11 protein-coding genes, 1 tRNA gene and 1 other RNA gene are annotated in these 12,599 nt (G+C 63.5%); 4 read left to right on the top strand and 9 right to left on the bottom strand.

Going from position 1 to position 12,599, the window contains the following annotated elements; genetic code table 11:
* Nucleotides 1-20: 20 nt before the first annotated feature.
* From CR492_RS15145 to CR492_RS15110, 8 genes are all read right to left on the bottom strand, one after another.
* A tRNA-Pro gene (locus CR492_RS15145) sits at nt 21-97 on the bottom strand.
* Nucleotides 98-203: 106 nt separating this feature from the next.
* Nucleotides 204-1,778 (bottom strand): Do family serine endopeptidase, encoded by a 1,575-nt coding sequence (locus tag CR492_RS15140; protein ID WP_102844602.1) that lies wholly within the window; start codon nt 1,776-1,778, stop codon nt 204-206.
* 368 nt (nt 1,779-2,146) lie between these two features.
* On the bottom strand, nt 2,147-3,085 hold the full coding sequence (gene hflC, locus CR492_RS15135) for a protease modulator HflC (RefSeq protein WP_102844566.1): 939 nt from the start codon (nt 3,083-3,085) through the stop codon (nt 2,147-2,149).
* Complete coding sequence (gene hflK / locus CR492_RS15130; protein ID WP_102844565.1) at nt 3,082-4,188, bottom strand: FtsH protease activity modulator HflK; 1,107 nt, start codon at nt 4,186-4,188, stop codon at nt 3,082-3,084. The genes hflC and hflK overlap by 4 nt, the downstream gene beginning before the upstream one ends.
* 111 nt (nt 4,189-4,299) lie before the next feature.
* The gene (locus CR492_RS15125) at nt 4,300-4,824 is read right to left on the bottom strand and encodes a dihydrofolate reductase (RefSeq protein ID WP_102844564.1); all 525 of its coding nucleotides are present in this window, start codon (nt 4,822-4,824) and stop codon (nt 4,300-4,302) included.
* Complete coding sequence (locus CR492_RS15120; protein WP_102844563.1) at nt 4,821-5,327, bottom strand: GNAT family N-acetyltransferase; 507 nt, start codon at nt 5,325-5,327, stop codon at nt 4,821-4,823. The genes CR492_RS15125 and CR492_RS15120 overlap by 4 nt, the downstream gene beginning before the upstream one ends.
* Before the next feature lie 4 nt (nt 5,328-5,331).
* Nucleotides 5,332-6,249 (bottom strand): DMT family transporter, encoded by a 918-nt coding sequence (locus CR492_RS15115; RefSeq protein WP_102844562.1) that lies wholly within the window; start codon nt 6,247-6,249, stop codon nt 5,332-5,334.
* An 80-nt stretch (nt 6,250-6,329) separates the two neighbouring features.
* Nucleotides 6,330-7,139, bottom strand: coding sequence for a thymidylate synthase (locus tag CR492_RS15110; protein WP_102844561.1), 810 nt, complete (start codon nt 7,137-7,139; stop codon nt 6,330-6,332).
* 145 nt (nt 7,140-7,284) lie between these two features.
* Here CR492_RS15110 and ssrA point away from each other — a divergent pair.
* From ssrA to CR492_RS15090, 4 genes are all read left to right on the top strand, one after another.
* Nucleotides 7,285-7,647: a transfer-messenger RNA gene (gene ssrA / locus CR492_RS15105) on the top strand.
* Nucleotides 7,648-7,836: 189 nt separating this feature from the next.
* The gene (locus tag CR492_RS15100) at nt 7,837-8,379 is read left to right on the top strand and encodes an SspB family protein (protein WP_102844560.1); all 543 of its coding nucleotides are present in this window, start codon (nt 7,837-7,839) and stop codon (nt 8,377-8,379) included.
* Nucleotides 8,379-8,663: a DUF4169 family protein gene (locus CR492_RS15095; protein WP_102844559.1), complete on the top strand. Its 285-nt coding sequence runs from the start codon at nt 8,379-8,381 to the stop codon at nt 8,661-8,663. Before CR492_RS15100 ends, CR492_RS15095 begins: the two co-directional genes overlap by 1 nt.
* The gene (locus CR492_RS15090) at nt 8,660-8,920 is read left to right on the top strand and encodes a ribbon-helix-helix domain-containing protein (RefSeq protein ID WP_102844558.1); all 261 of its coding nucleotides are present in this window, start codon (nt 8,660-8,662) and stop codon (nt 8,918-8,920) included. Before CR492_RS15095 ends, CR492_RS15090 begins: the two co-directional genes overlap by 4 nt.
* On the opposite strand, the gene CR492_RS15085 is transcribed toward CR492_RS15090, so the two are convergent.
* Nucleotides 8,887-12,363, bottom strand: a complete 3,477-nt coding sequence (locus CR492_RS15085; protein WP_146030289.1) for an AsmA family protein — start codon at nt 12,361-12,363, stop codon at nt 8,887-8,889. The genes CR492_RS15090 and CR492_RS15085 overlap by 34 nt on opposite strands.
* Nucleotides 12,364-12,599 lie beyond the last annotated feature (236 nt).

The raw sequence follows: 12,599 nt of genomic DNA, 5'->3' as shown, positions 1-12,599 counted from the left end.
GTGCGAGGCCTTTAAGGCAGTGGTCGGAGTGAGAGGATTCGAACCTCCGACCCCCTCGTCCCGAACGAGGTGCGCTACCAGGCTGCGCTACACTCCGACATGGCGTACGATTGACGCCGGCCGCTTTGGCTGAGGTCTTATAGCCACCTCATTTCCGGCGGGCAAGGGCGAAACCTTATTGCGCGCGCCGCGACCGCGGCTTTTCACGGAAAGGGGAGCGCGACAAAGCGCATTTCCCCCTGGCCGTTGGCGACGAGAAGCAGCGCCGACTTCTTTCCGTCGTCCTTCAGCTTCGCGACTTTCTTGGCGACATCGGCCGGCTCCTTCACCGGCTCCTGATTGATCTCCATGATCACGTCGCCGGGCTGGATGTGCTTTTCCGCGGCGCCCGACTCTGGCTCGACGTCGGTCACAATAACGCCGGCGGCGACGCTCTGCTTGATCGAATATTTCCGCCGCGCGCTCTCGCTAAGGCCCGAGAACGCCATGCCGAGCGCGCGCTCCACCGAGGCGTTCGCCGCCGGAGGCTTGTCGTCATCGCCGGGTTTGACGGTCAGCGCGGCCTTCTGTTTCTCATTGTCCTCGAGGCGGCCAAGCTTGATCGTCTTGGTGATCTCCTTGCCCTGCCGCAGCAGCACCACTTCGACATCCTTGCCGACCGGCGCGGAGGCGACGATCTTGGGCAGATCGTGGGATTCCTTGATCGGGACGCCGTCAAATTTCAAGATGACGTCGCCGGCCTCGATGCCGGCCGCCTTGGCCGGTCCCTTGTCGTCTGTTCCGGCGACCAGCGCGCCGCGCACCGCGCCAAGGTTGAGCGTTTCGGCGATCGTGTCGTCGACGTTCTGGATGCGCACGCCGAGCCAGCCGCGGCGCGTCTCGCCGAATTTCTGCAGCTGGTCGATGACCGGCGTCACGGTCGCCGCCGGCGTCGAGAAGCCGATGCCGATCGATCCGCCCGAGGGCGACAGAATCGCGGTGTTGATGCCGACGACCTCGCCGGCCATGTTGAACAGCGGACCGCCCGAATTGCCCTTGTTGATCGCAGCGTCGGTCTGGAAATAATTGTCATAGGGGCCGGAATCGATATTCCGCTTCAGGGCGGAGATGATCCCGGCGGTGACGGTGCCGCCAAGGCCGAACGGATTGCCGACGGCAATGACCCAGTCGCCGACGCGCATCTTGTCGCTGTCGCCGAATTTCACAGCCTTGAGCGGCTTGTCGGGCTTCACTTTCAGGACGGCGACGTCGACTTTCGAATCCTTGCCGAGGACTTCAGCCTTCAGTTTCTGCCCATCGGTAAAAATTACCGTGACGTCATTGGCGTCGGCGATGACGTGATTGTTGGTGATGATAATTCCCGACGGATCGACGACGAAGCCGGAGCCGAGCGAATTCGACTTGCGCTCGCGCGGCGCGCGGGGCGCGGGCTGATCGGGACCGCCTTGCCCTTGCTGGCGGCGGCGGAAAAACTCCTCGAACAGATCGTCAAAGGGTGTGCCGGGCTCTAGCTGCGGCGCGCCGCCCGGGCGCTTTTCGTCCATCGTCTGCGTCGCCGAGATGTTGACGACGGCGTCGCTTACGTCGGCGGCGAGGTCAGCGAGGGAATCCGGTCCCTTCGCGAAGGCTGGCTGCGGGCCGAGCACGGGCGCGATGGCCGCAGCTCCGAATATGAGAACGGCCGCCATGGCGAGCATGGAGCAGGCGCTGATATGCGGACCGGACCCGCCGGCGGCAAACGCCGTGGCGTCGCGCCTCGCAGTCTTGAACAGGCCCATGGGCGGTTTCTCCTTCGTGTGATGCAGCGCGCCTGTTCCGGGCGAAGCGGTCGTCCTGTCGACGAATATGCCCGGTATATCCGCGGTTTGACGCAATGGAGCGGAAAGGGGCGTCGAAATCCAGCAAAACTTCGTGAGGCAGGGAGCCCGACAGCCGTACCCAAGCCGCAAGATCAGCATATTGCAGGTTTGTCCTGCCTTTACGCTGAACTTGCGACGGGCGCCATGGCGCGGCGGACAAAGCATCGCGACCGCTCAAGCCGTCAAATGGTCGCCACACCCTGTAGAAAACGCTGCGGTGTTCTTCCAGCGCCAAAGATCAATTGCTTTTGAGATTTTGGACCGATCTGGTCCAAAATTGTTGGGGTTCAGGGGCTCGCGGCCGGCGCTGCCGCCGGCTCCTTGGCGAGAGGGGCGGGGGCCTCCGCCCGTGCGCCCGATGGAGAGCCGAAGAACCGGAAGAACTCCGATTTCGGGCTGATGACCATCCGCGTATCGCTCGATTGCAGCCCGTTCTCATAGGCCTGCATGGAGCGGAAGAAGGCGAAAAAGTCCGGGTCCTTGCCGAAGGATGCGGCGAAGATGCGGTTGCGTTCGGCGTCGCCCTCACCGCGCGTCTGGTCGGCCTGCCGCTGCGCCTCGCCCTTCAGCACGACGACGTTTCGGTCGGCGCCGGCGACGATCTTCTGCGCCTGCTCCGAGCCCTGCGCGCGGAACTCCGCCGCCTCCCGGGCGCGCTCGGTCTGCATCCGGCTGTAAACCCGCTCCGAAATCTGCCTTGGCAGATCGGCGCGGCGGATGCGGACGTCGACCGCGACGATGCCGAGCCGGGAGCCTTCGGCTTCGACCTGATCCCTGATCCGCGCCATCAGACTGGCGCGGTCGTCGCGCACGATCTGGGTAAGATTGGCTTCGCCGAGTACGCGGCGGACCGCCGAATTCAGAACGAAGCCGAGCTGGCTGTTGGCGCGCTCGATGGTGCCGACCGTCTGGTAGAATTTCAGCGGATCGACGATGCGGTAGCGCAGGAAGGAATCGACCTCGATGCGCGTATTGTCGGAGGCGAGAACCTCCTGCTTCGGCGCTTCAAGATCGAGGATGCGATTGTCGAGGTAAACGACGTTCTCGATGAACGGAATTTTGAAGTGCAGACCCGGCTTGGTCACGAGGCCGCGGCCGGCGACCGGCTCGCCAAAGCGCAGCACCAGAGCCTGCTGCGTCTGCTGCACGGTGAAGAGGGAGCCGGTCGCAAGGACGAGCAGGATGACGGCGGCGGCGATGATCGCGAGGGCGGAAACGCTTTTCATTTATGCGCTCCCTCGGTCGCCTTGCCTGTGAGCGCGCTCAGGGGCAAATAGGGGACGACGCCGGAGCGGTCCCCGTCCTGATCGACGATGACCTTATCCATGCCGCCAAACACGCGCTCCATGGTCTCGAGATACATGCGTTCGCGAGTCACCCCTGGCGCCTTTTTGTATTCATCGTAGATTTTGTCGAATCGCGCCGCCTGGCCGGTCGCCTCGGCGACGGTCTGCAGCCGGTAGCCTTCGGCTTCCTGAATGGTCGCCGCGGCCTTGCCGCGCGCCTCCGGCACCACGCGATTGGCGTAGGCTTCGGCCTCGTTGCGCATGCGGTTTTGATCCTGCTGCGCGGCGGTCACGTCGCGAAAGGCGGCAATGACCTGCTCCGGCGGATCGACCGACTGCAACTGCACCTGCAGGACGAGCACGCCGGCTTTATATTGGTTCAAAATCCGCTGCATGAGCTCCTGCACGGCGGGCTCGATGACTTTCCGCTCGGCGGTCAGAATGCGCTGGATCTGGCTGCGGCCGATGACTTCGCGCATCGCGCTCTCGGCGACGGCCTTCACCGTTTCCTTTTGGTTTGCGATGTTGAAGGCGTAATCCTCAGGCCGCACCGGATCGATCTGCCAGATCACGACGAATTTGACGTCGGCGATGTTTTCGTCGCCCGTCAGCATCAGGCTCTCCTCCGGGAGATCGACCGAGGTGCGCATGTCGGGCCGGTAGGTGAAGCCGACATTGATGGTGCTGCGCGTGGTGACGGGCAGCTTTTCGACTTCGCCGATCGGAAACGGCAGATTATAATTAAGGCCTGGCCCGGTCTTGCCGGTATATCGGCCGAAGATCTTGTTGAGGCCGACTTCACTCGGGGCAACCGTATAGAAGCCGGACAAGAGCCAGACGCCAATGCCGATCAGCGCCAAGGCGAGAATGCCGCGCCCGCCGGCAAAGCCGCCGCCGGAGCCGGGCATCCAGCTTTTGATCCGCTCCTGTCCGCGCCGCAGCAAATCCTCGAAATCCGGCTGCTGCGGGGAACTTGGTTTTTGTCCCCACGGTCCGCTGGGTTTCCAGGAACCGCCGCCACCGCCATCACTGATCCACGGCATGAAACCTCATTTGTGCATATTTCAAGACCGCCCTTTATAGGAGCGCGCCCGCGCCAGCACAAATCGGGACGGCGGCCGCCCGGCGCTGGAGCCGAGGCGAACGCCGCTTCATTACGTAAATTTAAGCTTCCGCTCGAAGCGGACGAAGGCGAATTTCGCTTCGTCGCCCGCTTGCGGCTCGGGGCGAAGCCGCTCCGTCTCGATCCAGTCGGTCCAATCGACGGCGGGAAACAAAGCGTCGCCCGGCGGCGAGGCCTCGACGAGCGTCAGATACATGCGCGCGACGCGGGGCAGCAGCGCGGCATAGAGTTCGCCGCCGCCGGCAAGAATGATCTCATCGGCGCCCATGGCCGCGGCGCGGGTTATGGCAAGGCTCAGCGCGTCTTCTGGGCTAAAAGCCAGATGCACCCCCGCGGGCGCGGCAAAACCTTTGTCGCGGGTCACGACGATCGTCTCACGCCCGGGCAAAGGGCGCCCGATCGAAACGAATGTCTTGCGCCCCATTAGAAGCGGCTTGCCCCAGGTCAGCGCGCGGAATCGCTTGAGGTCGCTCGGCAGCCGGAAAGGCAGGCGATCGCCGACGCCGATGACGCCATTTTCGCCGAGCGCCGCGACGAGGGCGAGAGCGGCGCTCATGGTTTTGGCATGCAGGCGCCGAGGCGCAAAAGCGCGTCCTCCTCGACGCGGCAGATGCGCCATTGATCCATGATTGTAGCGCCCATGGATTTGTAAAAACGGATCGACGGCTCGTTCCAGTCGAGCACGGACCATTCGAAACGGCCGAGATTTTCCGCGACGCAAAGCCGCGCGACATGAGCGAGAAGCGCCTTGCCGCAGCCTTTGCCGCGAAAGGCGGGACGCACGTAAAGATCTTCCAGCCAGACGCCATGGCGGCCGCGAAAGCTTGAAAAAGTGTAGAACCAGAGCGCGAAGCCGGCCGCTTCCCCATCCCATTCGGCGACGGCGGCGAAAACGCGCGGCGTGTCGTCAAATAGCGCAGCGAAGATGTCCTGCTCGCCGGCATGCATCTCGGCGGAGAGATGCTCATAGTCGGCGAGCTCGGCGACCAGGGAAAGAATCAGTGCACAGTCCTCCGCTCTCGCGGGGCGGATTCTTGCGCGTTCGTTCTCAGCAGTCATGAGGTCAGACGCTCCGTTTGGCGCGGGGGCCGAAGAAGATCGCAAGGCCCGCCCCGACGATGAGGCAGGAGCCGATGATCGTCCGCAGCGTCGGAATTTCCGCAAAAATCACGACGCTGAACAGGCTCGCCCAGAGGAGCGCCGTATAGCCGAAGGGGGCGATGACATTGGCGGGCGCCGCGGCAAAGGCGCGAATTATGCAAAAATGGCTGGCCACGCCGAGGACGCCAAGCAGCGTCATCAAAGCAAGATCGGCGGGCGCCGGCCGCACCGCGGAGAAGGGCAGGAACAGCGCGCAAAACGCGGTTCCGGCGATCGCCGTGTAAAACAGCGTCGTCAGCGGCGCGTCGGCCGTGCGCAAGAAACGCGTGGCGATCTGATAAAGCGCATTGGTCAGCGCGGCCATCAAAGGCAGAATCATCAGTGCCGAGACGTCGAACCCGGCGCCGACGACGATGATCCAGACGCCGGCGAGACCGATGAACACGCTGATCCAGCCTGTCAACGAGACTTTCTCGTGGAGAACGACGATCGAGAGCGCAGTCACGAGCACGGGCGCGACCCAGACCACCGCGGAAAAATCGAGGAACGGCATGATCTTCAAGGCCATCATGCCAAACAGCGTATTGGCGAGCAGAAAGCTCGATCGCGTGAGCTGAAGCACGGGCCGGCGCGACCGCAGCAAGCGCGGCGCGCGCAGGGCGAGAAAAGCGCCGACAAGCGCGAAATGGACGAAATAGCGCATGAAGGCAACTTCCGTCGCCGGATAGCGCGCGACGAGAATGCGCGCGGTCGAATCCTGGCAGACGAACAGAAGCGTCGTCAGCAGCATCCACAGGATGCCGGATGCTACCGAAGCGCCAGCGCCGGGAATGGGCGTTGAGTCGTGCCGATCGCTCTGCGTTGATGTTGAAAGCGTCATGGACCTCGTCCGCGGCGGAAGAAGCCGTCGCGGCAAGCCTATAGCTCATCGCATCGCCGGCGGAAAACGCCGCGTCCGCGTCAAACCGCGACAGGGGCCTTGATCGCCGGATGGGGATCGTAATTCTCGAGCCGGAGATCCTCGAAACGGACATCGAACAGCGATTTGACGTTTCCGTTGATGCGCAGCCTGGGCAGCGGCCGGGGATCGCGCGAAAGCTGCAGCTTGGCCTGGTCGATGTGATTGAGATAGAGATGCGCGTCGCCGAAAGTGTGCACGAAATCGCCCGGCTCCAGGCCGCAGACGGCGGCGACGAGCTCGGTCAGAAGCGCATAGCTGGCGATATTGAAGGGCGCGCCCAGGAAGGCGTCGCCCGAGCGCTGGTAGAGCTGCAGGTCGAGCCGCCGCGTTCCGGCGGAATCGTCCCGCACATTGAACTGGAACAGGCAATGGCAGGGCGCTAACGCCATCGCCGGCAGGTCCGCCGGATTCCAGGCCGACACGATGAGCCGGCGCGAAAAAGGATCGCGCTGGATCTGGTCGATCACATTGGCGATCTGATCGATCGTGCGACCGTCCGGCGCCTGCCAGGAGCGCCATTGCCGGCCGTACACTGGGCCGAGATCGCCGTTGTCGTTGGCCCATTCGTCCCAGATGCCGACGCCATTGTCCTTCAGATAGCCGATATTGGTATCGCCGCGCAGGAACCAGATCAGCTCATGCACGATCGATTTCCAGTGCAGCTTCTTCGTCGTCACCAGCGGAAAGCCGGCGCTGAGGTCGAAGCGCAGCTGATGGCCGAATACCGAAAGCGTGCCGGTGCCGGTGCGGTCGGGTTTACGGACGCCTTCGCGCAGGATCCTGTCGAGGAGATCGTGGTAGGCCTGCATGGTTCGATCCTTTGTCGCGGATTCGCCCGGCGGATAGGACGATCTAACCGGGGGCGCCGGGCGCATCAAGCGAGGCGGCAGGGGCGCCTTCGGTGCTTAGCGGGGAAAAGCCCGTCCTTTGCGGAAAACGCGCCATCCTCGCCGAAGGCTTTGTAAATCGGGCGTTTCGCTCTATATTCGATTTGCCGCCTCAAGCGGCTATGGCGATAAACGACGTCGAAATAAGCTCTTTGGACCCGGGGGCGGTACCCGGCGCCTCCACCCAAGCCCGTCTGCCTTGATTCTGCGGCGGGCTTCGGCGGGGGCGAAACAGGTTCGACAGGGAGTGTAAAGGACTGTCTTTTGCCCGGCATTGTACCACCGTTATCGGGCTATTCTTATAGTTGCCAATGACAACTATGCTCCGGTCGCCGTCGCCGCGTAATGCGGCGTTAGCACCGAAATCAAGTCCTTGGGGGTAGCACTTCAAGGCGGGGCTCGGAGGCGCCTGGCAACAGAAGCCTCCACTTTCCTTTTGTCCCGTTTTTGTTTAAGGCAGATGCTCACGTTTGCGTTCGTCACTGGAGCATGGCGCCGAAAAGCTGCACGCTTTTCGGAAGCGCTTCCTTTTTCTGACTCTCGGAATCGAGCAAATGCGCGAGTTTGAATCGATTCAATCCAAAATTTTCAGGATAAAAGATATCATGCCGGGGGTTCGATGGCCGCTGATCTGATCCGGTATGATATTCTTGTGCAGGAGGCGCTGCGCGGAGTCGTCCGCAAAGTGCTCGCCGATATGGCGCGCGAAGGACTGGTCGGCGAGCATCATTTCTACATCACCTTCCGCACCAGCGGGCGCGGCGTGCGGCTCTCCGCGCGTATGCGAGAACTCTATCCCGAGGAGATGACGATTATCCTGCAGCATCAATTCTGGGATCTGTCTGTGTCGGAGCACGCATTCGAAGTCGGGCTTTCGTTCAAGAACGTTCCCGAGATGCTGCTCGTGCCTTTTGACGCCATTACCCGATTCTCCGACCCCGCCGCAGGCTTCGATCTCGAGTTCAAGCTGGATGAGGCGGTAGAGACGAGCGCCAATGACGCCGGATCGCCCGTCGAGGGAGATGTTTCAACGGTTTCGCCGCCAGAGAAGGCGTCTCTGCAAAGCGCCAAGTCCGATGAAAAGGGCGTGAAAGATATGAACGTCAGCTCCCCAGCCGAAGACAAGATCGTTTCGATCGATAAATTCCGTAAGAAAACCTGATGCCCAATATCGTCAATCTGCGACTTTTCCGGAAGAGACGCGCGCGAGAGGTCGCCGCTGAGGCCTCAGAGCATGCGCGCGTCAGGGCAGGGCTCGCCAAGACGGTGCGGAGCGCCGCCGAAAGGCTGCGCGCCCAGGCGAAACTGCGGCTCGACGGGCATCTTCTTGAGCATCTTCCGGTCGAGCCGATCCGATCCGATGGCGTAGATTCGAGCACGGTGGTGTGCAGCCAATCGATCGGGGCCCAGGGGACGGTTTCGGCGGATGACGCCGCCGTGCGATGAGCGCCGCTCCGCTCGATGAGGGGCCGCACGATCTGCGCTCCAACGTCAAACATTCCTTGACCATCGCCGGGCATCGAACAAGCATTTCGCTCGAACGCGCTTTCTGGGAGCGTTTGAAGCGAATCGCCGCTGAACGCGGCTCCTCGCTTGCCGCCTGCGTCGCGGAGATCGACGCCGCGCGCGGCAACGCCAATCTGTCTTCCGCAATCCGCGTTTATATTCTTCAGTCGGCGCTTTCGCCCGAAGCGGGCGAATAATTGGGATTAGGCGCCGCCGCCTCTGCAGGCTTTGGCGCCGCAGATGCTTCGGCCGCCGCCTTGTCACGCTCGGCCTGCCGGCGGCGCTCGGACAGCAGCCGCTGATAGAAGAACGCCCGTTCGTGGATGTCGAATTCATAGGCCTCGATCCGCGCGATCTCGCGCTGGATCGCCCGGTTCGCCAACGCATTGGCTAGCGCGGCCGCGTCGATTTCGACCGAAGGAGCGCCAGAGAGTTCCTTGAGCGTCGCCACGATCTGCGGCGGCGCGCCGCTCCATCCCTTCGGCGGCGTCGGATCGACGAGCGTCAAGCGTTGCGTCAACAAAGCGCGACGCAGATCGAAGGCGGCGGTTAGCCCGGCCTGATCGGGTTGCGGCGGCTTTGAGGCAAGAGTCACCACGCCGGAGGCGATGGCGATGTCGAAAGCTCTGTCGCCCGCTTGTAAATTGCCGCCCCTCAATTCGCTCGCAAGCGCCGCCGCAATTTGCTTTGCGCCGAGCTCATGGCCATCCGCATCGAATTTGGCGATAATCCGGGGCAGGGCGCGGGGGTCGATGCGGGGGATGACAAGATCGGCGAGGGCGGCTTTGCCCGATCCCGCGAGAGCGCCAGCGAGCCCGTCCGCGCTCCTGCCGCTTCCGGCCGCCTCGATCGAGGCGTCGATGCGCCCGCGCGCTGAAGCGAGATCAAGCGCTACATTTTTCAGATCGAGCCGCATTGCGAGCGAGGCTTCGGCGCCTGATCGGCGCAGTTTGAGATCGCCGGACGCCTGCCCGCCGGCGAGATCGAGAGTGAAGTCTTCAAGGTCGAGACGGCCCTGCGACGTGACTAAGGTGGCTTTGAGATTTTTGCCAAGGCCGGCGCCGGGCGCGAGCGGCGCGCCGAGTGGAGCTTCCCGCGCCGTCAGCGCGATGCGTGCGGTCGGGAGATCAAAAGCCGGGGGCGCGAAAGCGAGGCTTGACCAGAGCGCGCCGCCCTTGGCGGGTTCGGGCGGTCCGAGCACGAGGGCAAATAGCGCCGCCGCGGGCAGCCTGTCCGCCGCGAGTTCGCCGCTGAGTCGCGGTTGCGCTTTGGCGTCATAGGCAAGCGAACCGGCAAAGGACGGCCCGGCGATATTGGCCTTGAGGCTCTCGAGTTTCGCCTCGCCCGCCGTCAGCATGAGATCGCCCGAGACGGCGGCCGGCGTCTTTGCGGCAAAATCCGGAAAAACGAGGCCTGCCGCCCGCAAAAAAGGCGCAGCGTCGGGCGCCGTGAAGGAAATGGCGCCTCTCGCGGAAGGGTCGAAAAGATCGGCTCCAATGCGCCCGTCGAAGCTCAGCCTCGCTGGTCCGAGCGCCGCCGAAATCACCGCGGCCTGCGTCGCCTCACGCGGCGCGCCGCGTGCCTTGAGCTCGATATGGGCGCGGCCGGGATTATCCGTCGCGGTGGCGGCAAGGCCGGCAAGACGCATGAGCGGAAGGCTGTCGCGGGCGTCAAGCACGGCAGAGAGACTGAGTTCCTCGCCCTTGTCCGGATCGCCGTCGATTGTCGCGTCGATTGTCGCGCCGCCGATGGAGCCTTTCGCGGTGAGCGTCTTCAAGCCGAAAGCCGATTGCCGCTGCGCCGCTTCAGCGAACAGCTTGAGATCGATCGGCGTCAGCGCGTCCGCGCGCGACAGCAGAGCGTTGGTCGCGGCCCCGGGAGCAATTTTCGCCAGGGCTGCCGTAATGCCAAATCCGCGCGGCGCGCTCAGCACGGCGTTGATACGCGCGCTCTGACTGGACAGCAGGCCGCTTGCTGCGGCTATTGCTCCGTCTGGTCCCTCGAAAGTCAATTGATCGAGCTCAATGCGATCGCCCGTCTTGTTGATCGACAGACCAAGCGCGCCGGGCGGAGCAAAGGCGCCGAAACGCACGGCGTCGGCCTCGAATGTCAGCGATCCGTCGAGGTCGCCCAGCGCGCGCGCCGGTGCGCCGCCGGCATTGTTGACGAGCGCAGCGAGATCAAGGGAGCGTGTGGAAAGATCGGCATCAATGCGCGCCGGCTTTGCGGCGAGCCTCGGCCAATAAGACAATTTACCCGAAAGATGCGCGCCATCGAGCGTAAGGTCGAGATCACGCAATTCAATCTTCTGCGATGTAACTCGTGTCGCAGCGCTGAGATCGATTGCAGAAAAAGGGATGTCGCCGAAACCCCCGTCCATCGGCCATGGCGCCGCCGCTTGCGCGCCAAAAGCCCGCCCGAACCAGGGCTTCAGCCAGCCCGCATCCTCGGCGGCGGCGCTGAATTTGCCGTCGAATTCAGGCGCCGCGCCGAAACGCGCCGCGCCATCGATGTAGAGGCGGGAGCTTTTCGGTCCGCGCGCCTCGAGGCGCAGCCAGGCGCCTGCAGTCGGGCCAGGCGCCTCAGGCTGCTTGCCAAACACAATGTCCGCGGCGATGTCGGCGAAGCCGGCGCCGCCCCAGGACAGGGCCTTTGCTTTGTAGCTCACGACGAGCGGGCAGGGGGGCGGCGAAAACGCCGTCAGCGCAGCCGCAGGCCGGCCGTCGAATAGAAGATCAAGGTCGATCTGCTCGGACGACAATGTCAGGCTCGCCCTCGGCGCGGCTGAAAAATCGAGTTCTGCCGCGCCCTTCCCCGTCGTCGTGCGGGGCTCCTCGCCGAGCGTCGCTTCGATCTCGTCGAAAGTCGCGCGTTGCGGCGTCAAGGTCAGCAGGCTGAGGATCCGCAAGGAGGGGTCTGCGCTTTGCAGCCGCAGCGCCCCGGCGAGCTTTTGCGCCTCTGACCTGAAAACCAGGCTCCCGTCGAAGGACAGTGCGCCGCGGGACCGCGCCTCCGCCGAAAGCTTCAGCTTCATCTCGCCGGCTTCCGCCGCGCCGGTCAGAAACTGAAAGGAAAACCGACCGTCCGCGAGAGGCGCCGAGCCATGGCCTTTGAAGGGGCCGTAAAGCGATCCGGCTTCCGCTTCAAGATCAAGGCCAGCGAGCTCAAAACGACGGTTTCGCGTTGGATCGTCGATGAGAAGCGAGCCACCCGTCGCCTTGATCCGCTGAAACCGCACGTTTCGGGCCAAAGGGCTGTCCTTTAGCGTGAGCGGCGGCGTTCCATCTGGGCCAAGTGTGACTTCGAGCCTTGGGTTCTCGATTGCCGCCTCGACGAATTCCACCTCGCCGCGCAGCAAGGGCGCAAAAGCGATTTCGAGCCGCATTTTGCGCGCGGAAGCGCGCCAGGAGGCGGGGCCGTCGGGGCCTTTGACGGATATATCCCCGACGACAAAATAGGGGGTCGGCAGCAGCTTCAGGTCGATTGGACCGGCAATTTCTGTCTGACGCCCGATCGCCGCGCTAAGCCTTGATTGGATCAAGCCGCGCTCCGCGCTCCAGTCGACGAGATAGGGGCCGACGAGCGCCGCGGTGAGGACAAGGATGACGCCTACGGCGAAGACGGTCAGGCTATCGCGCAAATCGGTCTCGTCGTTCGGGAACCGGATTGATCCTGTCCGATATAGGCAAAGACGGGCCGCGTCTCATCCAAATTCAGCGCATCGACCCGGGTCAAGAAAGCCAATGCGGGGGCTCCAGCCATCCTCGCCTCGACAGGGGAAGCCTCAGCCCCCACATTGGGAGGTAAGCAGGACTGCGGGCTTGGGCAGCGTCCCGCCTTATGCTCTTGAGGCGGCGCGATATAAGTTAACGCGAC

This window comes from Methylocella silvestris (assembly GCF_002891535.1).
Lineage (GTDB): Bacteria > Pseudomonadota > Alphaproteobacteria > Rhizobiales > Beijerinckiaceae > Methylocapsa > Methylocapsa silvestris_A.
This window is presented reverse-complemented; position numbering and strand designations above follow the sequence as displayed.

What these genes read in the sequence shown, in the direction of transcription:
- CR492_RS15120 (WP_102844563.1), bottom strand. Translation starts at nt 5,327, where the DNA reads ATGACTGCTGAGAACGAACGCGCAAGAATCCGCCCCGCGAGAGCGGAG.
- CR492_RS15110 (WP_102844561.1), bottom strand. Translation starts at nt 7,139, where the DNA reads ATGCAGGCCTACCACGATCTCCTCGACAGGATCCTGCGCGAAGGCGTC.
- CR492_RS15125 (WP_102844564.1), bottom strand. Translation starts at nt 4,824, where the DNA reads ATGAGCGCCGCTCTCGCCCTCGTCGCGGCGCTCGGCGAAAATGGCGTC.
- hflK (WP_102844565.1), bottom strand. Translation starts at nt 4,188, where the DNA reads ATGCCGTGGATCAGTGATGGCGGTGGCGGCGGTTCCTGGAAACCCAGC.
- CR492_RS15115 (WP_102844562.1), bottom strand. Translation starts at nt 6,249, where the DNA reads ATGACGCTTTCAACATCAACGCAGAGCGATCGGCACGACTCAACGCCC.
- CR492_RS15095 (WP_102844559.1), top strand. Translation starts at nt 8,379, where the DNA reads ATGCCCAATATCGTCAATCTGCGACTTTTCCGGAAGAGACGCGCGCGA.
- hflC (WP_102844566.1), bottom strand. Translation starts at nt 3,085, where the DNA reads ATGAAAAGCGTTTCCGCCCTCGCGATCATCGCCGCCGCCGTCATCCTG.
- CR492_RS15090 (WP_102844558.1), top strand. Translation starts at nt 8,660, where the DNA reads ATGAGCGCCGCTCCGCTCGATGAGGGGCCGCACGATCTGCGCTCCAAC.
- CR492_RS15100 (WP_102844560.1), top strand. Translation starts at nt 7,837, where the DNA reads ATGGCCGCTGATCTGATCCGGTATGATATTCTTGTGCAGGAGGCGCTG.
- CR492_RS15140 (WP_102844602.1), bottom strand. Translation starts at nt 1,778, where the DNA reads ATGGGCCTGTTCAAGACTGCGAGGCGCGACGCCACGGCGTTTGCCGCC.